23 protein-coding genes are annotated in these 22,891 nt (G+C 68.5%); 19 read left to right on the forward strand and 4 right to left on the reverse strand.

Going from position 1 to position 22,891, the window contains the following annotated elements:
- Positions 1-16 precede the first annotated feature (16 nt).
- The 3 genes from C1M51_RS06810 to hslU all read left to right on the forward strand — a co-directional run bounded on the left by C1M51_RS06810 (position 17) and on the right by hslU (position 3,876).
- Positions 17-1,864, forward strand: coding sequence for an STAS domain-containing protein (locus tag C1M51_RS06810; protein WP_129448805.1), 1,848 nt, complete (start codon positions 17-19; stop codon positions 1,862-1,864).
- 102 nt (positions 1,865-1,966) lie between these two features.
- On the forward strand, positions 1,967-2,524 hold the full coding sequence (hslV, locus tag C1M51_RS06815; protein WP_129448806.1) for an ATP-dependent protease subunit HslV: 558 nt from the start codon (positions 1,967-1,969) through the stop codon (positions 2,522-2,524).
- Positions 2,521-3,876 (forward strand): ATP-dependent protease ATPase subunit HslU, encoded by a 1,356-nt coding sequence (hslU, locus tag C1M51_RS06820; protein WP_129448807.1) that lies wholly within the window; start codon positions 2,521-2,523, stop codon positions 3,874-3,876. The genes hslV and hslU overlap by 4 nt, the downstream gene beginning before the upstream one ends.
- Positions 3,877-3,886: 10 nt before the next feature.
- Here the strand turns inward: hslU and C1M51_RS06825 are convergent, their stop codons facing one another.
- Positions 3,887-4,651, reverse strand: coding sequence for a type III pantothenate kinase (locus C1M51_RS06825; protein WP_129448808.1), 765 nt, complete (start codon positions 4,649-4,651; stop codon positions 3,887-3,889).
- A gap of 19 nt (positions 4,652-4,670) precedes the next feature.
- Positions 4,671-5,642 (reverse strand): hypothetical protein, encoded by a 972-nt coding sequence (locus C1M51_RS06830; RefSeq protein WP_129448809.1) that lies wholly within the window; start codon positions 5,640-5,642, stop codon positions 4,671-4,673.
- Positions 5,643-5,847: 205 nt separating this feature from the next.
- Here C1M51_RS06830 and C1M51_RS06835 point away from each other — a divergent pair, with 205 nt between their 5' ends.
- From C1M51_RS06835 to C1M51_RS06875, 9 genes are all read left to right on the forward strand, one after another.
- Complete coding sequence (locus C1M51_RS06835) at positions 5,848-6,156, forward strand: hypothetical protein (protein WP_129448810.1); 309 nt, start codon at positions 5,848-5,850, stop codon at positions 6,154-6,156.
- Between the two features lie 105 nt (positions 6,157-6,261).
- On the forward strand, positions 6,262-6,462 hold the full coding sequence (locus tag C1M51_RS06840) for a hypothetical protein (RefSeq protein ID WP_129448811.1): 201 nt from the start codon (positions 6,262-6,264) through the stop codon (positions 6,460-6,462).
- Between the two features lie 336 nt (positions 6,463-6,798).
- A complete protein-coding gene (locus C1M51_RS06845) occupies positions 6,799-8,619 on the forward strand; it encodes a methanol/ethanol family PQQ-dependent dehydrogenase (RefSeq protein ID WP_129448812.1) in 1,821 nt (606 codons plus the stop codon).
- Positions 8,620-8,747: 128 nt separating this feature from the next.
- Complete coding sequence (locus C1M51_RS06850; protein ID WP_129448813.1) at positions 8,748-9,152, forward strand: cytochrome c; 405 nt, start codon at positions 8,748-8,750, stop codon at positions 9,150-9,152.
- Positions 9,149-10,024, forward strand: a complete 876-nt coding sequence (locus C1M51_RS06855) for a substrate-binding domain-containing protein (protein ID WP_129448814.1) — start codon at positions 9,149-9,151, stop codon at positions 10,022-10,024. The genes C1M51_RS06850 and C1M51_RS06855 overlap by 4 nt, the downstream gene beginning before the upstream one ends.
- 37 nt (positions 10,025-10,061) lie before the next feature.
- Positions 10,062-11,078 carry a trypsin-like peptidase domain-containing protein gene (locus C1M51_RS06860; protein WP_129448815.1) on the forward strand — a complete coding sequence of 339 codons (1,017 nt, stop codon included), beginning with the start codon at positions 10,062-10,064 and terminating at the stop codon, positions 11,076-11,078.
- A complete protein-coding gene (locus tag C1M51_RS06865; RefSeq protein ID WP_129448816.1) occupies positions 11,075-11,797 on the forward strand; it encodes a hypothetical protein in 723 nt (240 codons plus the stop codon). The genes C1M51_RS06860 and C1M51_RS06865 overlap by 4 nt, the downstream gene beginning before the upstream one ends.
- Before the next feature lie 5 nt (positions 11,798-11,802).
- On the forward strand, positions 11,803-12,195 hold the full coding sequence (locus tag C1M51_RS06870) for a hypothetical protein (protein ID WP_129448817.1): 393 nt from the start codon (positions 11,803-11,805) through the stop codon (positions 12,193-12,195).
- 86 nt (positions 12,196-12,281) lie between these two features.
- Positions 12,282-13,205, forward strand: a complete 924-nt coding sequence (locus C1M51_RS06875; protein WP_129448818.1) for a quinoprotein relay system zinc metallohydrolase 2 — start codon at positions 12,282-12,284, stop codon at positions 13,203-13,205.
- Between the two features lie 21 nt (positions 13,206-13,226).
- Here the strand turns inward: C1M51_RS06875 and C1M51_RS06880 are convergent, their stop codons facing one another.
- The gene (locus tag C1M51_RS06880; RefSeq protein WP_129448819.1) at positions 13,227-14,408 is read right to left on the reverse strand and encodes a nitrate/nitrite transporter; all 1,182 of its coding nucleotides are present in this window, start codon (positions 14,406-14,408) and stop codon (positions 13,227-13,229) included.
- A 108-nt stretch (positions 14,409-14,516) separates the two neighbouring features.
- Here C1M51_RS06880 and C1M51_RS06885 point away from each other — a divergent pair, with 108 nt between their 5' ends.
- Complete coding sequence (locus C1M51_RS06885; RefSeq protein ID WP_129448820.1) at positions 14,517-16,070, forward strand: AMP nucleosidase; 1,554 nt, start codon at positions 14,517-14,519, stop codon at positions 16,068-16,070.
- A gap of 60 nt (positions 16,071-16,130) precedes the next feature.
- Here C1M51_RS06885 and C1M51_RS06890 read toward each other — a convergent pair whose 3' ends face one another.
- On the reverse strand, positions 16,131-16,781 hold the full coding sequence (locus C1M51_RS06890; RefSeq protein WP_165349654.1) for a hypothetical protein: 651 nt from the start codon (positions 16,779-16,781) through the stop codon (positions 16,131-16,133).
- Positions 16,782-17,208: 427 nt separating this feature from the next.
- Between C1M51_RS06890 and fusA the strand changes: the two genes are divergently transcribed.
- From fusA to C1M51_RS06920, 6 genes are all read left to right on the forward strand, one after another.
- Positions 17,209-19,272, forward strand: coding sequence for an elongation factor G (fusA, locus tag C1M51_RS06895; RefSeq protein ID WP_129448822.1), 2,064 nt, complete (start codon positions 17,209-17,211; stop codon positions 19,270-19,272).
- Positions 19,273-19,475: 203 nt separating this feature from the next.
- Positions 19,476-20,024, forward strand: a complete 549-nt coding sequence (locus C1M51_RS06900; RefSeq protein ID WP_310733953.1) for a type IV pilin protein — start codon at positions 19,476-19,478, stop codon at positions 20,022-20,024.
- Positions 20,015-20,614 (forward strand): Tfp pilus assembly protein FimT/FimU, encoded by a 600-nt coding sequence (locus C1M51_RS06905; protein WP_242499992.1) that lies wholly within the window; start codon positions 20,015-20,017, stop codon positions 20,612-20,614. The genes C1M51_RS06900 and C1M51_RS06905 overlap by 10 nt, the downstream gene beginning before the upstream one ends.
- 15 nt (positions 20,615-20,629) lie before the next feature.
- Positions 20,630-21,043 (forward strand): type IV pilus modification protein PilV, encoded by a 414-nt coding sequence (gene pilV / locus C1M51_RS06910; RefSeq protein WP_129448823.1) that lies wholly within the window; start codon positions 20,630-20,632, stop codon positions 21,041-21,043.
- Complete coding sequence (locus C1M51_RS06915; RefSeq protein ID WP_242499993.1) at positions 21,040-22,227, forward strand: PilW family protein; 1,188 nt, start codon at positions 21,040-21,042, stop codon at positions 22,225-22,227. Before pilV ends, C1M51_RS06915 begins: the two co-directional genes overlap by 4 nt.
- 29 nt (positions 22,228-22,256) lie before the next feature.
- Positions 22,257-22,889, forward strand: a complete 633-nt coding sequence (locus C1M51_RS06920; RefSeq protein ID WP_165349656.1) for a hypothetical protein — start codon at positions 22,257-22,259, stop codon at positions 22,887-22,889.
- Positions 22,890-22,891: the final 2 nt, after the last annotated feature.

Here is a 22,891-nt window from a genome sequence, read left to right on the forward strand (position 1 = left end):
CGAGCCCGCTGCCGCGATGGCCGACGTCGACCCCGATCCCAAGGCCGGAGGCACCAGCTTCTTCCGCAAGGTGGTGAAGTTCGTCGCCAATCCGGCGACGGACTGGACCGAGCTCAACACGCCCGGCGGGACCGAGGAGCCGTTGCAGAGCGGCTACGCCAAGAGCGAGCTCAAGGCGATGATCGAGCGCAAGCGGCGCAACGACTTCGTGCGCAAGCGCGAGTTCGACATGCTGCGCAAGATCCGCCGCGAAGGCCTGCCGGCCGACGGCCTGGCCGGCCTGCAGATCTCCGACCTGGACGACTCCGACCAATCGCGCTCCAACAGTGTGGCGCGTCCGGACGACGCGGCGGTCAAGGCCAAGATCGACGAGATCGAGCAGCAGATGGAAGGCGAGGTGATCGCCCGTCGCGCCAACCCGACGAAACCCCCGGGGTTCTACACCGCCTCGACGGTGCAGGGCGCGCTCGACGAGCGGGCCGCGCCCATGAACGAGCCGTTCAACATCGACGGCGCGGGCGCTCCGCCGCCGTCCGACGCGCCCCCCGCCAGCGTGTCGTCGATCCCGGTGCTCGACGCCGCCGTCACGACGCCGCCGCAAGACGGCCACATCGCCTGGGACGCGGCCCCCGCCGCCGCGCCGGTCACACCGCCGGCGCCGGTCATGGCGCCGCCAGCCTCCATCGCCCCCGCTGCGTCCGCGGCACCGCCGGCAGTGCACCTGGGGCGCCCGGGCATGTCCGATTTCGGCAACCCGTTCGCCGTCGAGGTCAACGAGATCGCCCACGATCCCGAGCTCGACGAGGCGGTGATTTCCTTCGCCAATGCCGAGTTCGAGGGTTGCGAACGCTCGATCCGCGGGCTCATCTCGGACGACGGTGAACGCGCGAACCATGCCGAGACCTGGCTCGTGCTGTTCGATCTGTACCGTGCCACCGGCCAGCAACCCCCGTTCGAGAGCCTGGCGCTCGACTACGTGCAGCGCTTCGGCTGGTCCGCGCCGCAGTGGTTCTCGATTCCCCAACTGGTGGCTGCCGAGAATGCGGCTGCGGCCAGCACTGCGCAGGCGGTGCGCAGCCAAGGCAGCATCGGCTGGGCCGCGCCGGAACAGCTCGATGGTGAAGGCGTCGCGCTGTTGCGCTCCAGGACGCTGCAGCTTCCGATGCCGTGGGTGATGGACTGGAGCCCGCTGCGCAGGATCGACGCGCAGGCCTGCAGCGAGCTGAGCCAGTTGATGCACCACTGGGGCACGCAGAAGCTGCAGATGCGCTGGATCGGCGCCGAGCAGTTGCTCTCGGTGCTGGCCGAGGCCGCGCCCACCGGCGTGCGCGATGCCGACCCGGCTTACTGGCTGCTGCGCCTGGCGACGCTGAGGCTGTGCAACCGGCCCGACCAGTTCGACGAGATCGCGATCGACTACTGCGTGACCTACGAGGTGTCGCCGCCGTCGTGGGAGGCGTCGCTGTGCGTCGTCAAGATGGCCGATGCCGGCGGCATGACCCTCGCGTCGCGCTCGATGGTGACCAGCGACGCGACGAGCGGCTTCGCGGAGTCGCAGGTGCTCGAGGAGGCCGGCGGTGTGCGCACCGCGGCGGTCGAACTGTCGGGCCAGCTGGTCGGCGACATCGGCAGCGTGCTGCAGCGGCTCGAATCCCAGCTCGGCAACTCCACGGTCGTCAGCGTCAACTGCGCGCGACTGATCCGCATGGACTTCGTCGCAGCCGGCGACCTGCTCAACTGGGTGCTGCACCGCCGCAACGAGAACCGCCTCGTCCATTTCGAGGACGCCCATCGCCTGCTGGGCCTGTTCTTCAACGCAATGGGCATCAACGAGCATGCGCGCGTGAAGGTGCGCAACCTCTGAGCGTCACGCCCGCCGGACTGCACGAATGCAGCCGGCGCCGCGGATCGCTCGCCGCCAGATCCCGGGCTTGAAGCCCCCGTCTCTGCCTTCAACTGCTTTCCCATGGATTCCTACCACGGCACCACCATCCTCAGCGTACGCCGCGGCCGGGAGGTCGCCCTGGGCGGCGATGGTCAGGTGACGCTCGGCAGCATCGTCGTCAAGGCCTCGGCGCGCAAAGTGCGCCGGCTCTACAAGGAGCAGGTACTGGCCGGCTTCGCCGGGGCGACGGCCGACGCCTTCACGCTGTTCGAGCGCTTCGAGGGCAAGCTCGAGAAGCACCAGGGCAACCTGGTGCGCGCCGCGATCGACCTGACCCGCGACTGGCGCACCGACCGCGTGCTGCGCCGGCTCGAGGCCATGCTCGCGGTCGCCGACCGCGACACCTCGCTGATCATCACCGGCAACGGCGACGTGCTGGAGCCCGAGCACGGCATCGTCGCGATCGGCTCGGGCGGCGCCTACGCGCAGGCGGCCGCGCGTGCGCTGCTGGCCCACACGACGCTCGGTCCGGCCGAGATGGTCAAGAAGTCGCTCGAGATCGCCGGCGACCTGTGCATCTACACCAACCAGCACCACACCATCGAGGTGCTGACCGACATGGAGCCCGCAAGCAAGTGAGCGCGATGACCCCACGGGAGATCGTGTCCGAGCTGGACCGCCACATCGTCGGCCAGCAGGACGCCAAGCGCGCCGTCGCGATCGCGCTGCGCAACCGCTGGCGCCGCCAGCAGGTGGACGACAAGCTGCGCCCGGAGATCACGCCGAAGAACATCCTGATGATCGGGCCCACCGGCGTCGGCAAGACCGAGATCGCGCGCCGCCTCGCGAAGCTGGCCGACGCGCCCTTCATCAAGGTGGAGGCCACCAAGTTCACCGAGGTCGGCTACGTCGGCAAGGATGTCGACTCGATCATCCGCGACCTGGTCGACCTGGCCGTCAAGCAGACGCGCGAAGCCGCGATCCGGGCCCACCGCGCCCGCGCCGAGGACGCGGCCGAGGAGCGCATCCTCGACGTGCTGCTGCCGCCGCCCGCCCATGCCGGCGCCGGCTTCGGGCTGAGCACCACCTCGCCGGCCCCCACCCCGGCCGACAGCACGGCGCGCCAGACCTTCCGCAAGCGGCTGCGCGAGGGCACGCTCGACGACAAGGAGATCGAGCTCGAACTCGCCGAACCGCGCCCCGCCGTCGAACTGCTGGGCCCGCCCGGCATGGAAGACATGGCCGAGCAGCTCAAGGGCATGTTCGCAAGCCTGGGCCAGACGCGGCGCAAGACCCGCAAGCTCAAGATCGCCGAGGCGCTGAAGCTGCTGGTCGACGAGGAAGCGGCCAAGCTGGTCAACGAGGACGAGATCAAGACGCAGGCGCTGGCCAGTGCCGAGCAGAACGGCATCGTCTTCATCGACGAGATCGACAAGGTCACGTCGCGCAGCGACGGTGCCGGCGGCGCCGAGGTCTCGCGCCAGGGCGTGCAGCGCGACCTGCTGCCGCTGGTGGAGGGCACGACGGTCAGCACCAAGCACGGCACGGTCAAGACCGATCACATCCTGTTCATCGCCTCGGGCGCCTTCCACCTGGCGCGCCCGAGCGACCTGATTCCGGAGCTGCAGGGACGTTTCCCGATCCGGGTGGAGCTGGGCTCGCTGCGGGTCGAGGACTTCGAGGCGATCCTGACCCAGACCCACGCCAGCCTGGTGCGCCAGTACCAGGCGCTGCTGGGCACCGAGGGTGTCACGCTCGACTTCCGGCCCGAAGGCGTGCGCCGGCTGGCGCAGATCGCCTTCGACGTCAACGAGCGCACCGAGAACATCGGCGCGCGCCGCCTGTCGACGGTGATGGAGCGCCTGCTCGACGAGGTGAGCTTCGACGCGCCGAACCTGGGCGGCCAGACGATCGCGATCGACGCGGCCTACGTGGACCGCAAGCTCGGGGCGCTGGCGATCGACGAGGATCTGTCCCGCTTCATCCTCTGAGCGGGGCTTCTCAGCCGCGCTGCGCGGCGATGGTCAACAGGCCGTCGAAGATCAGGGTGTCGATCAGTTCGTGATCGATGGTCAGCGCCGGCACCACCTTCCAGCCCGCGCCGCCGGTGACGATGCACAGCGGCGGCTCGCCGCAGCGCTGCTGCAGATGGCGGTGCATGCGCTCGATGGCGCCGGCGATGGCGAAGTTGCCGCCGCTGGTCAGCGCGTCGCTGGTGTTGGTCGGGAACTCGCGCACCTCGCCGGTGGGCACCCGCAGGCCGGCCGTGCCGGCTTCCAGCGCGCGCAGCATGATGCCGTGGCCGGGCAGGATCAGCCCGCCGAGGAAGCGGCCTTCGGCATCGAGCGCGTCGACCGTGACTGCGGTGCCGGCCATCACCACCAGCACCGGCCGGCGCGCGCCGGCGGCCAGCACGCGCGCACGCGCGCCGATCAGCGCCACCCAGCGGTCGCTGCCCAGGCGCATGGGGTGGTCGTAGCCGTTGGTCACGCCGGCCTCGGCCGCGCCCGGCACCACCCAGCGCGGCGCCACGTCCCACAGCTCCAGTTGCTCCTCGACGCGGTGGCGCACCGAGTCGCTGGCGACGCAGCAGCCGAGCACGTGGCGCGGCGGCGGCGCCAGGCCGGCCCATTCGGCCTCGCCGAGCTGGTCGATGGTCTCGAGGAAGCGCGCACCGTGGGCCACGGGCTCACTGCCGGGCACGGCCGAGGCATACAGCGCCCACTTCAGGCGCGTGTTGCCGATATCGATCGCAAGCAGGGTCATGGCCGGGGCGGCTTCGTCGTCAGAGGGTGCTGGAACCAGGCTTCGTGTCTTCGTCGACGACGGTATTGCCCAGGCCCAGCAGTTCGCGGGCGCGGCGCAGCCGGCTCATGGCCTCGACCGGCCGGCGCGCCGTGACCAGCGCGCGCTCGATCTGCCACACCAACCCGATCAGCTCGTAGCGGTCGCGCGCACGGCCGACGCGCAGCACCGTGAGCGAACTGCTGACCGGGCCGTCCACCAGCAAGGTGCCGATCAGCAGGCTGCGCACCTCGGCCAGCATGGGTTCCTCGTCGACGGGCGCCGGCTTGGGCTCGTCGCGCAGCACCCCACCCTCGCCGGCACGGCGCGCGAGCAGCGAAGGCGCCGGTGTCAGCCGCGGGGCGGTGCTCCGCCGCTCGGTGCCGGCCGGCCGCGGCGGTGGCGGCTGGTACAGCGGCGCGGCAAACTTGACCCGGGCGGGACGCACCGGCAAGGCCTCTGCGCTGCCGGCCGGCAGCACCAGCGGCACCGGCACGCTGTCCTCGAAACTCGGCTCGGGACGGGCCTCGGCACGGCCGCCTTGGGGGTCGGTCAAGGGCGCCGGCTCCGGCATCTCGGGCCGCTCCGGCACCTCGACCCCCAGCACCACGTCGTGGAAGACCGCCTCGTCCAGGTCGGTCCGGTCGACCACCGGCGGCTCGGCGGCTGCCGCCACCTCGGCCCCGCCCGACGCGATGCCCGCCACGACGTCCGGTTCGCTCGCAGGGGCGACGGCGACCTCGGCCTCCGACACCGGTTCCTGCAGGTCGACCAGCCCGGCGGCCACCAGCTCGTCGAAAAAGTTCGGGGCCACCCCGGCCTTCAACGCCAGCGCGAGCACCTCGTCCTGCAGGCGCTTGCCGTCGACCAGCAGCAGCACGGTGCGGTGGCGCTGGCTGAACGTGCGCGTGCGCTGGCGCAGTTCTTCGTGACCCAGAGCGGTCTTGACGGGGGGCGGTGGCGTCGAACTCATCGAGAACCAGGTTGGTTGCGAATTGTGGCCCGGTTCTTCCGGAGTTCGCGCTCCACGGGCGTGCGAAGCGCCGCAGGCACCGGGTTTGTAGGCGCCGTCCGACAAGTCGTCGCTGCGCCGGCCGATGGCAGGCGCCCGGCCGCACCGCCACCATGCGTCCGCTGGAGGGAGTCGGCAGCCGCCGCGGCCAGCCTGGAGCCTCGCCTTGAACACACGCACAACCGATTCCTCACGCGATCGCCGTGCCGCCTCGGTCCGCCCCTCCGGCATGCCGGCCTGGCTGCACCGTCTCACCGCCACCGCCGGCGCGCTCGCCATCGGCCTGCTGTCGGCCTTCGTGATCGGGGTGGGCGGCGCGAGCCCCACCGAGGCGTCCGCCACGGCATCTCCGGCGCTGCACGCACCGGATGACGAGCTCAAGCGTTGCGGCCAGCACTCGGACAAGGCGGAGCGGCACTGGTGTCTGGTGCGGTCGACCGCGGAAGCACCCCGGACCGCGCACGCCGGTCTGTAGGCCCCGTCCTACAGAGACCTGCTCTGTCGGCCGATTGCCGCGATGGCGCCACGGGCGGACGATGCACCCAGGGTCCGGCGTTCCGGGCAATGACGGAGCGGTCGGATGGCGAATGATGATGAATGGGTGGCCGACGTGCGGCGCTGGTGTCGGCGGGGCCGGATCGACGGCCCGGACGTCGGCGCGCTGTCTCGCGGCGACGAGTGCGACGGTGCGATGCTCGGCTGCGAGGCTGCGTTGCCGCCGCTCCAGGCGCGGCACTGGCCCGACGCGGCCTTCGACTCCCAAGGCGACGCTTCCGTTTGACGAGGCGAGGCGCGCGCATCGCGCGTGGGTGCGCCGTGTCGGCAACGCGCCAATGCAGCGGGCATCGCTGCACACACGCACCGCTCGCTCGCTGAACGCGGCCACGTCACGCCGACACGCGCACCGCAATGCCCGTTCCCGGCCGATTTATTTGCGTTCAGCCTCGGGCAACCCCTAGTGTCTGCGCCATTCTGAGTCAGGCGGGTCCGCCCGAACCGGGTCGGTCAGGGTCTGTCCTAGGTACTCGGTGCCTCACGTCAGGACTACAAAAGAGTCGGGGAGCGCTACGGAGCAAACCCAAAGCTGTACCCACTCATTCCAACTACGGAGACGACGATGAAAGTTTCTAAGCATTCGGGTTGGCGCCTGATGCGCCCCCTCGGATTGGCGCTGCTCGCGATCCCTGCAGTCGTGCAAGCGAATGCGGACGTCGAGAAGAACATTGCCAACCCCAAGAACTGGGCCATGCAGGCTGGTGACATGTTCAACCAGCGTTACAGCAAGCTCGACCAGATCAACAAGAGCAACGTCGGCAAGATGCAGGTCGCGTGGACCTTCTCCACCGGCGTGCTGCGCGGCCACGAAGGCTCGCCGCTGGTCATCGACGGCACGATGTACTTGCATTCGCCGTTCCCGAACAAGGTGTTCGCGATCGACCTGAACACCCAGAAGATTCTCTGGAAGTACGAGCCGAAGCAGGATCCGGCGGTCATCCCGCAGATGTGCTGCGACACCGTGAACCGCGGTCTGGCCTATGCCGAAGGCAAGGTCATCCTGCAGCAGGCCGACTCCAACCTCGTGGCCCTGGACGCCAAGTCGGGCAAGGTGGTATGGAGCGTGAAGAACGGTGATCCGAAGCTCGGCGCCGTGAACACCAACGCTCCGCACGTCTTCAAGGACAAGGTCATCACCGGCATCTCCGGCGGTGAATGGGGTGTGCGCGGCTTCATCGCCGCCTACAACCTGAAGGACGGCAAGCCGGCCTGGAAGGGCTACAGCGTGGGCCCTGACGCCGAGATGCTGATCGACCCGGTCAAGACCACCACCTGGACCGATGGCGCGGTCAAGCCCGTGGGCCCCGACTCGTCGCTGAAGACCTGGAAGGGCGACCAGTGGAAGATCGGTGGCGGCACCACCTGGGGCTGGTACAGCTACGACAAGGCGCTGAACCTGATGTACTACGGGACCGGCAACCCGTCGACCTGGAACCCGTCGCAGCGCCCCGGCGACAACAAGTGGTCGATGACCATCTTCGCGCGTGACGTCGACACCGGCGTGGCGAAGTGGGTCTACCAGATGACCCCGTTCGACGAGTGGGACTTCGACGGCATCAACGAGATGATCCTCGCGGACATCAACGTGAAGGGCAAGCCGACCAAGGCGCTGGTGCACTTCGACCGCAACGGCTTCGCGTACACGCTGGACCGCACCAACGGTGCACTGCTCGTGGCCGAGAAGTACGACCCGAAGGTGAACTGGGCCTCGCACGTCGATATGAAGACGGGCCGCCCGCAGGTGCTGAAGCAGTACTCGACGGCGCAGAACGGACCTGACGTCAACACCAAGGGCATCTGCCCGGCGGCGCTGGGCTCGAAGGACCAGCAGCCGGCCTCGTTCGACCCGAACACCAAGCTCTTCTACGTGCCGACGAACCACGTCTGCATGGACTACGAGCCGTTCAAGGTCGAGTACACCGCAGGCCAGCCGTACGTGGGTGCCACGCTGTCGATGTTCCCGGCTCCGGGCAGCCACGGTGGCATGGGCAACTACATCACCTGGGACGCGGGCACCGGCAAGATCGTGCAGAGCAAGGCCGAGAAGTTCTCGGTGTGGAGCGGTTCGCTCAACACCGCGGGTGGCTTGAGCTGCTACGGCACGCTGGAAGGCTACATGAAGTGCGTCGATGCCAAGGACATCAGCAAGGAACTGTTCAAGTTCAAGACCCCGTCCGGCATCATCGGCAACGTGTTCACCTACGAGCACAAGGGCAAGCAGTACATGGGCGTGTTCTCGGGCATTGGCGGCTGGGCCGGCATCGGCATGGCAGCAGGTCTCGAGAAGGACACCGACGGCCTGGGTGCGGTGGGCGGCTACAAGGAGCTGAATTCGTACACGGAACTCGGCGGCTCCCTGACGGTCTTTGCACTGCCGAACTGATCTGCAAGCGTTAGTTTCGTGACGGGGCACGAGCCCCTCACGAAAGGTGTGTTGCGGGGATGGTGAACGGTCAACGCTCGCCATCCCCTTGTCGTTCAATGAGAGTCTTTTACTTCCCTGAGTTGATCATGATGTTCCGACTGAATAGCCTGCTTGTCTCTCTCGCCGCCGTTGCCCTGGGCAGCGTGGCCCCGCTGGCGTCCGCACAGGACAAGCCGCTCTACAAGGTTGTCGATGGCTACAAGGTCGATGCCAACACGATGAAGGGCTTCCGCACCTGGCGTGCTGCCGCCTGCGACCGCTGCCACGGTGCCAACCAGGAGGGCATGGTCGGCCCGTCGCTGATCGCCAGCCTGAAGACCCTGAGCAAGGACGATTTCGTCAAGACGGTCCGTGACGGCCGCCTCGACAAGGGCATGCAGAGCTTCGGCAGCAGCCCGCAGGTGATGGACAACATGGACCATCTGTATGCCTACCTGAAGGGTCGCTCCGACGGCGCGATCACCCGCTCCAAGGTCGAAGAGATCCAATGACGCGCGCTGCACGACGCGAAGCCGTCGCCGCCGGCGTGCTGGCCCTGGCGGCGCTGACCGGCGCCGCCGTGCCGGCCGCTGCGCAGGAGCCGCCGCCGCGCAAGGCCTTCCGCGTCTGCCAGGATCCGAACAACCTGCCCTTCTCCAGCCTCGACGGGCAGGGCTATGAGAACAAGATCGCCGAGCTGTTCGCCAAGGAGCTCGGACTGCCGGTCGAGTACTACTCCTTCCCGCAGCGCCTGGCCTTCGTGCGCAACACGCTGCGCTACAAGTTGCCGGGCGAGGATTTCCGCTGCGACATCATCATGGGCGTGCCGGCCGGCTACGACCAGGTGTCCGCCACCAAGCCCTACTACCGGTCGACCTACGCGCTCGTCTACGCGCCGGGCAAGGGCCTCGACGGCGTGAAGTCGATCGACGACTTCCTCCAGCTCGACCGCGCGAAGCTCGAGAAGCTGCGCATCGGCATCTACGACCGTTCGCCGGCATCGGAGTGGCTGAACAAGCACCAGTTGGTCGAGCAGGGCGTGCCCTACCAGATCATGAACGCGGACCCGAAGCAGTACCCGGGCGAGATCATCGAGAAGGACCTCTCCGCCGGCAAGATCGACGCCGCGATCGTGTGGGGGCCGATCGGCGGCTACTTCGCGAAGCAGGTGCAGCAACCGCAACTGGTGGTCGTGCCGATGCGCTCGGAGCCGGGCGTCAAGTTCGACTTTCAGATGGCGATGGGCGTGCGCTATGGCGAACGCGAGTGGAAGCAGCAGATCGAGACGCTGATCGAGAAGCTGCGGCCCGAGATCACCGCCATCCTGCGCGACTTCAACGTGCCTCTGCTGGACAACGAACCGGCAGCGACCGCGCGGCAGTGAGCCGCCGGTCCCGCCGCCGAGTGAAGTTGCAGGCTCCATGCGTCGGCTGTCCCTCCTCTTCGCAGCGGCCTGGCTGCTGGGCCTGCCGCCCGGCGCGCGGGCCGACATCGACCGCGCCGCGCTGATCCGGCTGGCGCCGAGCGTGCTGAAGATCGAGGCGGTCAGCGCCGCGGGCGGTCTGCAGCTCGGTTCCGGCGTGATCGTCGGCCCCGGCAGGGTGGTGACCAATTGCCATGTGACGCGCCACGCGGTGCGTGTGAACGTGGTGAAGGGCGGCGTGCGCTGGACGGCCAATCTGCAGGCCGCCGACATGCTCCGCGACCTGTGTCTGCTGCAGGTCCCGCGGCTGGAGGGCGATGCCGTCCCGATCGCGCGCGCGGCCTCGCTGCACCCCGGGCAGCAGGTGCTGGCGATGGGCTACACCGGCGGGGTGGGCATCCAGCTCAGCGAGGGCGACGTGGTGGCCCTGCACCACTGGTCCGGCAGCCAGATCGTGCAGAGCAGCAACTGGTTCAGCTCGGGCGCCAGCGGTGGTGGGCTGTTCAACGCCGACGGTGCGCTGGTCGGCATCCTGACCTTCCGTCTGCGCGGCGGCGCCCGCCACTACTTCGCCGCGCCCGCCGACTGGGTGCTCGCGCAGCTCAACGACGAGCTGCCCTACAACGCCGTCGCCCCGCTGGCCGGCAAGAGCTTCTGGGAGCAGCCGGACTCCGAGCAGCCCTACTTCCTGCAGGCCGCCGCGCTGGAGCAGGGCCAGCAATGGGCGGCACTCGCCCAGCTGGCCGACCGCTGGCAACAGGAGGCCGGCGACGATCCGGAGGCGCCCTACCTGCTGGGCGTCGCCTTCGAGGGCCTGCACCAGCCCGAGCCCTCCATCCGCGCCTTCCAGCGCAGCGTGGAGATCGATCCGACCTACAACCGCAGCTGGGCCCGGCTCGCCCAGGTCTACAAGCGCCAGGGCCAGCTGCGCGAATCACGCAATGCCGTCGCGCGCCTCGCGGCGCTCGACGCGAAACAGGCCCGCGAACTCGCGGCCGAACTGGAGAAACCATGATCCTGGCGCTCACCCGCCCACCGCGCCGCACGGTCGCACCGCTGTTGCTGTCGGCCCTGTTCGGCCTGACGGCCGTCCCCGTCCTTGCCGCCGATCCGAGCGAGTTCTCGCTCGCCGAGAAACTGGTGTTCGTCGAACATCAGCTGGCCAACGTCAAGGCGCCCGCCTCGCTGCACTACACCTATGTGAGATCGGGCTCGCTCGAACCGGGCTTCGAGGACGAGGTGCGCATCGACGTGAAACTCAAGGGTAAGGTCTGCTGCACGGTGCAGGGCAGCTTCCTCACGGGCGAGCGCAAGATGGCCCTGCCCGAGATCGAGGAAGCGCAGGCCAATCCGGTGATCCTTTACTTCCTCGAGCGTGACATCCGCGAGATGGAGCGCGTGACCAAGGGCAAGTCGGGCTACTTTCGCAAGCGCATCCGCATGACGATGGTCGACGAAGCGAAGGTGCGCGACACCAAGGTCAGCTACGAGGGCAGGGAGGTCGACGCGCAGGAGGTCAGCCTCACGCCCTACGAGACCGATCCGCTGCGCGCCCGCTTCGAGACGTATGCGCAGAAGCGCTACACCTTCGTGCTGGCCAGCACCGTTCCCGGCGGGGTGTACCAGGTGCGAACCGCCGTCCCCGGCGCGTTGCCGAGCGACGCACCGGTGCTCGAGGAAGTGATGACCTTCGCCGGCCCGGTGGCCGGCAACAAGCAACCCAGCAAGAAGTGATGCCCATGAAACGCCTGACCTCCCTGCGTCGTCCGACACACCTCCTCCCGCTCGCGGCCATCGGCGCCGTGCTGGCGGTCGGCGCGGGCGCCGCGGCCGCGCACGACTACCCCACGGCCGACCGGGTGGTCTACGTGCAGGAGTGCATGAAGCTGAACCCAGGGCACCACTACGAGATGCTCAACAAGTGCTCCTGCGTGCTGGACAAGCTGGCGAGCCAGATCTCCTTCGACGACTTCACCACCATGAGCACCGCCACCAACGCCAACAGCATGGGTGGCGAGCGTGGCAACAGCATCCGCGACGTGGAAGTGATGCAGGTCGAAATCAAGCGCTTCCGCGAACTGCAGGCGGCCGCGCGCAAGAGCTGCTTCTTCGACGTCGGCATCAAGGAGTAGCCGTCCTGTCCCGCGTCGCCGCGCGGTGTCCGGTGCATGCGTCACCGTGGCTGCGCCGCGCGCTGATCAGCGCCGTCGCAGGCCTGATGGCAGCCGGCATCGGCCATGCTGCGCCGGCAGCTGAGGCCAGGGCCTCGACGGTCGAGCAGCTCGCCCCGGGCGTCTACCTGCATCGCGGCGCCCTGGAGGACTGGGGCCCCACCAACCAGGGCGATGTCTCGAACAGCGGCTTCGTGGTCGGCAGCCGTTGCGTGGCCGTGGTCGACACCGGCGGCAGCGCGCCGGTCGGCCGGCGCCTGCTGGCGGCGGTGCGTGACGTGACGCCGCTGCCGGTGTGCTACGTGATCAACACGCACGCGCACCCGGACCACGTGCTCGGCAACAGCGTGTTCGCCGAGGCCGAGCGAACGGCCGGCCAGCCGGCACCGGAATTCGTCGGCCATCATCGCCTGCCCTCCGCGCTGGCGGTGCGCGGCCCGTTCTACCTGAACGCGCTGAAGCGCGACTTCGGTCCCGACTTCGCCGACGGCGCCCGCATCGTGCCCCCGACACGGCGGGTCGACGACACGCTCGAACTCGACCTGGGCGGGCGTCGCCTCAGCCTGCGCGCCTGGCCGACGGCCCACACCGATGCCGACCTCAGCGTACTGGACGAGACCAGCGGCACGCTCTTTCTCGGCGACCTGCTGTTCGTCGACCACACGCCGGTGGTCGACGGACGGCTCAAGGGATGGCTGGCCGCGCTGTCGCAGTTGCGCGGCTGGCAGGGCATCACCACCGTCGTGCCGGGACACGGCGCGCCGAGCCGGGCCTGGCCGGCGGCACTCGATGCCGAGCAGGCCTACCTGACCCGGCTGCAGTCCGACGTGCGCGCGGCGCTCAAGGCCGGACTGACGCTGCCGCAGGCGGTGGCGCGCATCGCCCCCGATCGACCCGGCTGGCGACTGCTGGACGTTTTTCACGCCCGCAACGTGACCGCGGCCTACGCCGAACTGGAGTGGGAAGACTGAAGCTTGCGACCGCGGGAGTCCTCAGGGCGGGGAGCCCTCACGGACCAGCAAGGGCCGCAGGCCCCACAGGCCGAGCAGCGGCCCGAGGCCGAGCCACGGCAGCAACAGCGACAGATCGTGGTGCTGTGCCAGCGCCACGAAGCCCTGGATGCTCAGGATGGAGATCGAGAAGCCGATGCAGTTGACCAGCGTCAGCACGCTGCCGACCGCCTCGCGCGGGGCATGCGTGGCCGTCAGCGCCGAGAATTGCGGCGAGTCGCCGGCCACGCTGATGCCCCACACCAGCAGCCACGCCGCGAACACCGCCGCGGGCGCTGCCATCGCAAGTGGCGTGAGCACGCAGCACAGGCCGCTCAGCGCCAGTTGTCCGGCCGCCACGCGCGCACTGCCGTGCCGCTGCGCCAGCCAGCCGCCCGCGACGCACCCGACCGCCCCCGCGGCGATGACGCCGAACGCACCCACCGAGATGGCCGCCCCCTGGAGCCGCGTGGCCAGCAGCGCCGGGAGCAACACCCACAAGGTGTAGAGCTCCCACATGTGGCCGAAGTAGCCGAACACGGGTGCGCGCAGACGGCGATCGGTCAGCACGCGGCCGAAGGCGCGCCACTGCAGGCGCGTGGCACGGGGCAGATGGGTGCTCTCCGGCACCCACTGCCACACCATCCAGCCCCCCAGCACCGCAAGCCCGGACACCACCAGCATCACCTGCTGCCAGGGCCAGTGCGCACCCAGGGCCCGCAGCGCATGCGGCGTCGCGGTGCCCAGCACCAGCGCGCCGATCAGCCAGCCCAGCGCACGGCCCAGCCCCTGCGGATACCAGCCGGCGGCGATCTTCATGCCGACCGGGTAGATGCCGGCCAGCGCGAAGCCGGTCAAGGCCCGCAGCAGCCACAGCGCCGGCAGGTCCAGCGCGCCGGCCGGCCAGAGCACGGGTGCGGCGTTGAACAGCGCGCCGGCGATGGCGCACAGCAGGAACACGAGGCGCGGCGAATGGCGGTCGGCGACCGACCCCAGCGCGAACACCAGCGTGCCGGCGATGAAGCCCAGTTGCACCGCCGAAGTCAGTGAGCCGACGGCGGTAGGCGGCAGACCGAGCGCGTGATGAAGATCGGGCATCACCGCGTTGACGGCGAACCACAGCGAAGTGCTCGCGAATTGGGCGGCCACGATGATCGGCAGAATGCGGCGGGGAGCGGTCGGCATGGTGCGACCTTATTACACAGCCGGACATACGTCGACCGCGCCGACAAGGCGGAAGCAGATGCGCCGGCCGCCACAGACACCGCCTCACGCAGGCCGCAGAATGCCGACATGACGACGCCTTCTCCTCCAGACGACGGCCCCCGGCGCTACACCGACGCGCAGGACGCCCTCGACGCTGCGCGCAGCCTCTACGACGCCAGCCTGGTGCGACTGCGCGACCACCTGCAGCGCTTCCTGGCCGGCGAGGACTTCCCTCAGCGCGTGCGCGCCTGCTACCCCCGCGTGGCCGTCCACATCGACACCGTGGCGCGGGCCGACACGCCGCTCGCCTACGGCTTCGTCGCCGGCCCGGGCCGCTACGAGACCACGCTGACGCGGCCCGATCTGTTCGGTGACTACTACCTCGAGCAGTTCCGTCTGCTGCTGCGCAACCACGGCGTCGCGCTGGAGATCGGCAGCAGCACGCAGCCGATCCCGGTGCACTTCTCGTTCGCCGAGCACGACCATGTGGAAGGCACGCTGACGCCCGAGCGGCGCACGCTGATGCGCGACCTGTTCGATCTGCCCGATCTCGGCGCCATGGACGACGGCATCGCCAACGGCACGCACGAACCGACGCCAGACGCCACCGGTACGGCGGTGCACCCGCTGGCGCTGTTCACCGCGGCCCGCGTCGACTACTCGCTGCATCGGCTGCGCCACTACACCGGCACCACGCCCGAGCACTTCCAGAACTTCGTGCTGTTCACGAATTACCAGTTCTACATCGACGAGTTCATCAAGCTCGGTCACGAGCTGATGCACCTGCCGCGCGGCCAGGCCTCGCTGTTCGAGGGCGGCAGCGGCGGCGGTCAGGACGACGGCTATGTGGCCTTCGTCGAGCCCGGCAACGTGGTGATGCGGCGCACAGGCTGCACGCTGGAGCCGGGCGACTTTCTGGGCGCGCCGCCGCCGCGGCTGCCGCAGATGCCTGCCTACCACCTGGTGCGCCACGACCGTGCCGGCATCACCATGGTGAACATCGGCGTCGGCCCCAGCAACGCCAAGACCATCACCGACCACATCGCCGTGCTGCGCCCGCATGCCTGGATCATGCTGGGCCATTGCGCCGGCCTGCGCACCACGCAGCAGCTCGGCGACTACGTGCTGGCGCACGGCTACGTGCGCGAGGACCATGTGCTCGACGAGGAGCTGCCGCTGTGGGTGCCGATCCCGCCGCTGGCGGAGATCCAGGTGGCACTGGAAGCCGCGGTGGCCGACGTGACCCAGCTCGAGCGCAGCGAACTCAAGCGCGTGATGCGCACCGGCACCGTGGCCAGCACCGACAACCGCAACTGGGAGCTGCTGCCCTTCCACCACAGCCCCAGCACGCCGGAACGCCGCTTCAGCCAGAGCCGCGCGATCGCGCTCGACATGGAGAGCGCCACCATCGCCGCCAACGGCTTTCGTTTCCGAGTGCCCTACGGCACGCTGCTGTGCGTGAGCGACAAGCCGCTGCACGGCGAGATCAAACTGCCCGGCATGGCCAACCACTTCTACCGCGAGCGCGTGAACCAGCACCTGCGCATCGGGTTGCGGGCGATCGAACTGCTGCGGCGCAACGGCATCGACCAGTTGCACAGCCGCAAGCTGAGGAGCTTTGCGGAGGTGGCGTTCCAGTGAGAGCAGAAGCGGCGGGCCCTCGATGTTCGAGCTGCCCGGCGCCCCGGGACCATCGACCGATCAGGTCGTCGTGACGTCGTAGGTCGTCGTGACGCCGTTGACGGTGAGAACGACACGGAAGGTGTTGGCACTCAGCCGCGTGACCGAGGCCTCGCCGTTGCTCGCATAGACATAGGCCGCACCAGATGTCGCGCCGAAGTCGTCGAACAGGACGTTCCAGGTGCCGTTGCCGCAGTCGCACTGGTGGCTGCCGTTGGCCAGGCCGGCGCTGTAGCTCACGTCATTGCCCCACACATAGCCCCCCAGCGTGGTGATGCACGACACCGCGCTCGTTCCGGGCGTGCAGACGGCAGCGCCCGTCAAGGCCGTGTTCGGAGCATTCGCGCCGGTCACGGTCACGTTGCTGAAGTCGAGGTCGTATTCGGTCACCGCGCTCGAAACCACGGTCGGCGTGATGACCCCGCTGCCCGTGAAGACATAGCCGGCATTGGCACAGGCGTTGTAGGTGTAGTTGTAGCCCGAACCGTTCGTTGCAAAGCTGATCGTGCCGCTGCCGCCCGGGCAGGCCGCAGGCGACGTGGACGAGTCGAGCACACCGGGGGCCATTTCCACCAGCTGCTGGGCGGCCGCTGCCTCGTCGGCGAGCTGGTAGGTCTGCACCATCTCCTGCGCCAGCGAAATGGCGGTCGGCTGGTTCTGCTGCAGGGTCAAGGAGGGATCGCTGAGGCCCGCCGTGGGCCGCGGAGGCGCGTTCGTGCCGGAGCCGCCCCCTCCTCCACCGCCGCCACCGCAGGCGGTCAACAGGACAACCAGGCTGCAAGCCGCCAGCGAAAGAACACGAACTTCAGGGTTCATCTTGGAGAGCGCTTTGAGCATGGTGTGAGGTTCCGTCTCGATAAGGGTCAACGCGGCATCTTAGAGGCTTCCAGTGTGCGCGAGACCTCATGTCCTCCCGCGTCTACGGGCCTCCGGCACACCTTGGTCCCGTCAAACGTGAAGTCTGTGGTACCCGCCCCTGCAACCTCGAGGATGAGCGGCTGGGCTGCACGCAAAGTTCCATGGCCCGCTTGTGGCTTGCCGATCGATCTTCTACGCTCTGACATCCCACCCGATGCCGATCCGGCCGAAGGAGAGCGCCATGCCGCAAGCGATGAACGCGACGGACCCGAGCGCGATCCGCACAATGACGCTGCTCGGCGTCAGCGCGGCGGGCAAGACCACGCTGATCGAAGCCCTGCTGCACCGGGCCGGGTCGATCGGCGCGCCCGGCAGCGTGGAGCGCGGCAGCACCGTCAGCGATCACGACCCGCTGGAACGCCAGTTCCAGCATTCGCTGAACACCTCGCTCGTGCATTTGCAGCACCGCGACACGCGCGTCCATCTCATCGACACGCCCGGCCATCCGGACTTCACCGGTCCGGCGCTGGCAGCGCTGGAGGCGGTGGAAACTGCAGCGGTCGTGATCGACGCCCCCAACGGCGTGGACGCCGGCACGCAGCGCCTGATGGAAACGGCCGCGAGCCGCGGTCTGTGCCGGCTCATCATCGTCAACAAGATCGATGCGCAGGACATCGATCTGGCGGCGCTGGTCGAACAGCTGCGCGGCGTCTTCGGCAAGGAATGCCTGCCCTTGAACCTGCCGGCGCGCGGCGGCAGCGAGGTGGTCGACTGCTTCTTCTGCCCCGAGGCCGCCGCCGGCCACGAGGCCGACTTCTCATCGGTCGCCGCGGCCCATCGTGCGCTGGTCGAGCAGGTGGTGGAGATCGATGCGGCCCTCGTCGAACGGTATCTGGAGAGCGGCGACGTCGACCCGCGCGAACTGCACGCGCCGCTCGAACAGGCGCTGCGCGAGGGACACCTGATCCCGATCTGCTTCGTCTCGGCGCGCCACGGCGCCGGCGTGGGCGAGCTGCTCGACATCCTGACCGCGCTGATGCCGAACCCGGCCGAAGGGAACCCGCCGCGCTTTCTGCGCGGCGAGGGCGCACAGGCGACACCGATCACCGCGCGGCCCGATCCGGCACTGCACGTGCTGGCGCACGTGTTCAAGCTCACCGTCGATCCGTACTTGGGCAAGCTCGGCATCTTCCGCATCCACCAGGGCACCGTCACCAGCGACAGCCAGCTCTACGTGGGCGACGGCCGCAAGCCTTTCAAGGTCGGGCACCTTTTCCTGCTGCAGGGCAAGAGCCTGATCGAGGTCGAACGGGCCGGGCCTGGGGAACTGTGCGCAGTGGCCAAGGTCGATGACATCCACTTCGACGCGGTGCTGCACGACGCCGCCGAGGACGACCACATCCACCTGGCGCCGCTCGACTTTCCGGTGCCGGTGCACGGCCTGGCCATCGAACCGCAGCGCCATGGCGACGAACAACGGGTGTGGGACACACTGCAGAAGCTGGTGGCCGAGGATCCCTGCCTGCGCATCGAGCAGGTCGCAGCCACGCACGAGACGGTGATCTGGGGTCTCGGCGAGCTGCACCTGCGGGCGCTGCTGATGCGCCTGCGCGATCTATATCGACTCGAGGTGACGACCCGGCCGCCGCGGATCGCCTACCGCGAGACCGTCACCGCGCCGGCTGCCGGCCAGCACCGGCACAAGAAGCAGACCGGCGGCGCCGGGCAGTTCGGTGAAGTGCACCTGCGCATCGAGCCGCTGCCGCGCGGGGCCGGCTTCGAGTTCATCGACGCCGTCAAGGGCGGAACGATCCCGTCGAACTTCATGCCGGCGGTCGAGAAGGGCGTGCGCCAGGCAATGGCCGAAGGCGTGATTGCCGGCTACCCGGTGCTCGACGTGCGCGTGGTGGTGCACGACGGCAAGCACCACAGCGTCGACAGCAAGGAGATCGCGTTCGTGACGGCAGCGCGCAAGGCCTTCGTCGCCGCGGCACGGGCGGCCCAGCCGATCGTGCTGGAACCTGTGGTCGACGTGGAGATCACCGCCCCCGAGGCCCACATGGGCGACCTGACCGGCGACCTGGCGTCACGGCGCGGGCAGGTGATCGGCAGCAACGCAGCCCGGCCAGGGCAGATGGTGGTGCACGCGCTGCTGCCCTTGTCGGAACTGGCGAACTACCAGTCGCGGCTGCATGCCCTGACCGGCGGGCAGGGGCGCTACACCCTGCGCTTCAGCCACTACCAGGCGGCGCCGGCGGGGGTGCAGCAGGCGCTGATGGCGGCGCACGTCGGGGAAGAAGTGTGAGGCCGGACAGAGCGGCGTAGCCGCCGGCAGCTCTTCTCCCGGCTGGCCAGTGTGATGACGGCGCGACGCCTGTCGACCGTTCATCGACCGCAGACGGCACTTCGTCCGGTTCCCGCCCGGCCTCCTGCCGATTGCGTGACATGCTTCATGGGCATGATCGGCGACGCCACCCATACTGCTTGCAAGCGGATCCGCGATCTGTCATGGGGCAGCGGCTCTCCGATCAACAAATTCGAGTGGGCCTGCGCGATCCAGGCCTTCAGGCCAGCGAACCGGAACGGGACAGTCACATGCGACGATTCATTTTCAAGCGGCAGTCGGGTTTCACGCTCATCGAGGTGATGATCGTCGTCGCGATCATCGGTATCCTGGCCGCCGTCGCATATCCAAGCTATCGCGATTACATCCTGCGCGGTCAGCTAGTCGATGCCACCAACGGCCTAGTGTCGTTCCGCGCCGAAATGGAGCGCCATTTCCAGGACAACCGAACCTACGCGACGGTCGGGACGTTCACGACGCCGTGCGCACGAACGGACGGAAGCCGAGTCATCGGCAACTTCACCATCGCGTGCAATGGCACGCCCGATGCAACGACTTACTCGATGACTGCGACTGGGGCCGGCCCCGCCAACGGCTTCACTTTCACGATCAATCAGTTTGATCAACGTACGACGACCGCCGCGCCAACGGGCTGGGCCCCTGCCCTGCCGTGCGCGAGATGGGTTCTAAAGAGGGGGCAATCGTGCAGCTGATTCAGCAGCCGCGGTCATCCTGGCGCGGCTTCACACTCGTTGAACTGATGGTCACGATCACGTTGCTGGCGATCTTGCTGGCGGTTGCGGCCCCGTCGTTCGCGAGTTGGATCCGCAACACGCGCGTGCGCACCACGTCCCAGGTGCTGCAGGATGGCCTGCGGCTGGCGCAGGCCGAGGCCGTGCGGCGAAACCGCACCGTGAGCTTCTTCCTGACCAACGTTGCAAACCCCACCGCGACCTCGGCCGCTGCAGCCAACGGCAGCAACTGGGGCGTCCGCACGTTGACACTGATCACCGGCGAGACGGCAGAACTCGTTCGCAGTGGTGCACTGGCCGGCGTGGTGGCAGGCGTCAACATCACCGGGCCCAGTGCGGTGTGTTTCAACGCCGCCGGCCAACAGGTGGCCAATGCGGCAGAGGGGTGCGCAATCGATCCCACCGCGCCCACCGTGACCTATGACATCGCGCACGGCGGCACCGTGGCAGGTGTCGACCGGGCGCTGCGTGTCACCGCATCTTTGGGTGGACGCGTGCGCATGTGCGACCCCGCCAAGACTCTGTCCGCCACCAATCCTGATGGGTGCTGAGGGATGAGCCTCTTCATGAAACACTCTGCCTCCCAGCGATCGTCACACACTCAGCGCGGCAGCACGTTGCTGGAGGTGCTGGTTGCCGTCCTGATTTTCTCGTTCGGCATCCTCGGTTTGGTGGCGATGCAGGTTCGCGCCACCCAGTACTCGGTCGACGCGGAGGACCGCAATCGTGCCGCCCTGCTGGCGGACGATCTCGCCGCACAGATGCGTCTGGCCCGCACAGTCACGCTGCCCACGGCACAGATCACGGCTTGGCAGACGCGGGTTGCCGACGCCGCGACGCAAGGTCTGCCCGGCGGCACCGCCACGATCACGGTCGCCGGCAACACGGCGCTGATCACGATCACATGGCAACAGCCGCGTTCGACGCTGACCAGCCAGTTGGTGACCGAGGTCGTGCTGACGACCGAGGAGGTGACATGAGTCAGTCTCGCACCCGACCGTCGATCCCGCGGAGTCTCCGTGGCTTCTCTCTCGTAGAACTGCTGGTTGCTGTGACCATCGGCCTCGTCGTCACGCTCGCGGTATTTGGCGTACTGGCAGCCAGCGAGGGACGCAAGCGAACCTCCGTCTCACTCAACGACGCCAACCAGTCGGGCGCCTATGCCGCGTACACGCTTGACCGCCTGATCCGCAGCGCCGGCTCGGGGTTTACCGACGGATGGACGCGTGTGGGGGCTTGCCGCCTGAACGCACAGTTGCCCGCCAGCCAGACGTGGCCTCGCGCGGCCGCGCTGCCCGTTCCGTTTGCCGGCGTGCCTCAAACCTTGCGTCTTGCGCCGATCGTGATCTTCCAGGGGGCGTCGGGCGCGGGCTCGGATGTCTTGATGGTGATGAGCGGTTCGGCCGGCTTCGGCGAGTCGCCAGCCTCGCTGCTGCCGCGCACCGGCACCGACGTAGCGGCCAACCAATGGCGCCTCAACAACACGATCGGCTTTCGCGGTGGCGACCTCGTGATGCTGGCGGGCGCCGGCGAGTGCCTGCTCACCCAACTGACCGCCGGGTTCGTTGGCGGTGCCACGCAGGCCCTGCCTTTTGACACGGCGGGTGCGTACTACACAGCGAGCGGCAGCAACACATCGATGACCGCCTTGGCATCGCTGTCGAATACCGACGCGTTCGCCATCGGCAACATCGCCAACAACACACCCCAGTTCCAGCTGTTCGGCGTCGGCGATAACAGCACGCTGTTCAGCTACGACCTGCTACTCATCAACGGCCAGAATGTGCCGCTGCCGCTGGCCGAAGGCGTGATCGCCCTGCGTGCGGTGTATGGCGTGGACACCAACGACAACGGCGTGATCGACGATTGGGTGGCACCCACCGGGGCGACCTGGGGCGGCGCGGCCTTGATGGACGGCTCTGCGGCCTCGGCCGCGAACCTGCGGCGCATCGTGGCCGTGCGGCTCGGGCTGGTCATGCGGTCTTCACTGGTCGAGCGGGAGAACGTGGCGCCTGCAACACTCAATCTCTTCGCGGACCTCAGCAGCGGCGGTACCCCAGGAGCACTGACGCGCACCGTGACCATCGCCGCCGCGGACCAAACGATGCGCCACCGCACCATCGAACTCACGGTCCCCGTCCGCAACCTGTTGCTGCGCCCCTGATCATGAATCATCGACACACGCATACTGTCTTGCGCTCGGCCAACCGTCGCGAGCAGCGCGGCGCCGTCCTGATCATCAGCCTCATCGTGCTGGTGGTGATGCTCATTTCGGCCGCAGCGCTGATGAGGTCGTTCGACATCTCGCTGACGACGGCCGGCAATCTGGCGTTCAAGCGCGATCTGGCGCAACAGAGCGAGCAGGCGGCCGAAACCATTCTGGCCCGGTTCCGCGCGGGAGGTGCATTGATCGGCGTCGCGGCGAGAGAAGCCAATGCGCCGACGCTGAATTACAGCGCTACGGTGCTCCCGAGCAACCCTCAGGGTATTCCGAACACCTTGCTAGCGAGCGACGCCACGTTCGCTGGTACCTGGACAGGTGCTGACATCGATGCCGGTCAGGGGATCACGCTGCGCTACGTCGTCGACAGGATGTGTGCGACCGCCGGCACGGGATCCGAAACGCCCGACAACTGCTCGGTCGCCGACGCCAGCCTGCAGCCGGGCGGCAGTTCGTCGGACTGGCAGCGCGCCGAGCGCGCCAGTGTGGGTGGGGCCCGCGGCGCAGTGGCACAGCCGGTGGTCTACCGCCTCACCATCCGCGCCGACGGTCCGCGCAACACGCAATCCTTCTTCCAGACCACGTTCTCGTGCTGCGGCACCTGAAC

Origin of the sequence: Methylibium sp. Pch-M (assembly GCF_004136295.1) — a bacterium.
Classification (GTDB): Bacteria; Pseudomonadota; Gammaproteobacteria; order Burkholderiales; family Burkholderiaceae_C; genus Methylibium; species Methylibium petroleiphilum.

Coding starts and splice junctions, on each gene's coding strand:
- C1M51_RS06860 (WP_129448815.1), top strand. CDS start 10,062: ATGCGTCGGCTGTCCCTCCTCTTCGCAGCGGCCTGGCTGCTGGGCCTG.
- C1M51_RS06900 (WP_310733953.1), top strand. CDS start 19,476: ATGGGGCAGCGGCTCTCCGATCAACAAATTCGAGTGGGCCTGCGCGAT.
- C1M51_RS06825 (WP_129448808.1), bottom strand. CDS start 4,651: ATGACCCTGCTTGCGATCGATATCGGCAACACGCGCCTGAAGTGGGCG.
- C1M51_RS06870 (WP_129448817.1), top strand. CDS start 11,803: ATGAAACGCCTGACCTCCCTGCGTCGTCCGACACACCTCCTCCCGCTC.
- C1M51_RS06915 (WP_242499993.1), top strand. CDS start 21,040: ATGAGTCAGTCTCGCACCCGACCGTCGATCCCGCGGAGTCTCCGTGGC.
- fusA (WP_129448822.1), top strand. CDS start 17,209: ATGCCGCAAGCGATGAACGCGACGGACCCGAGCGCGATCCGCACAATG.
- C1M51_RS06850 (WP_129448813.1), top strand. CDS start 8,748: ATGATGTTCCGACTGAATAGCCTGCTTGTCTCTCTCGCCGCCGTTGCC.
- C1M51_RS06865 (WP_129448816.1), top strand. CDS start 11,075: ATGATCCTGGCGCTCACCCGCCCACCGCGCCGCACGGTCGCACCGCTG.
- C1M51_RS06880 (WP_129448819.1), bottom strand. CDS start 14,408: ATGCCGACCGCTCCCCGCCGCATTCTGCCGATCATCGTGGCCGCCCAA.
- hslV (WP_129448806.1), top strand. CDS start 1,967: ATGGATTCCTACCACGGCACCACCATCCTCAGCGTACGCCGCGGCCGG.
- C1M51_RS06875 (WP_129448818.1), top strand. CDS start 12,282: ATGGCAGCCGGCATCGGCCATGCTGCGCCGGCAGCTGAGGCCAGGGCC.
- C1M51_RS06830 (WP_129448809.1), bottom strand. CDS start 5,642: ATGAGTTCGACGCCACCGCCCCCCGTCAAGACCGCTCTGGGTCACGAA.
- pilV (WP_129448823.1), top strand. CDS start 20,630: ATGAAACACTCTGCCTCCCAGCGATCGTCACACACTCAGCGCGGCAGC.
- C1M51_RS06885 (WP_129448820.1), top strand. CDS start 14,517: ATGACGACGCCTTCTCCTCCAGACGACGGCCCCCGGCGCTACACCGAC.
- C1M51_RS06810 (WP_129448805.1), top strand. CDS start 17: ATGGCCGACGTCGACCCCGATCCCAAGGCCGGAGGCACCAGCTTCTTC.
- C1M51_RS06845 (WP_129448812.1), top strand. CDS start 6,799: ATGAAAGTTTCTAAGCATTCGGGTTGGCGCCTGATGCGCCCCCTCGGA.
- C1M51_RS06855 (WP_129448814.1), top strand. CDS start 9,149: ATGACGCGCGCTGCACGACGCGAAGCCGTCGCCGCCGGCGTGCTGGCC.
- C1M51_RS06840 (WP_129448811.1), top strand. CDS start 6,262: ATGGCGAATGATGATGAATGGGTGGCCGACGTGCGGCGCTGGTGTCGG.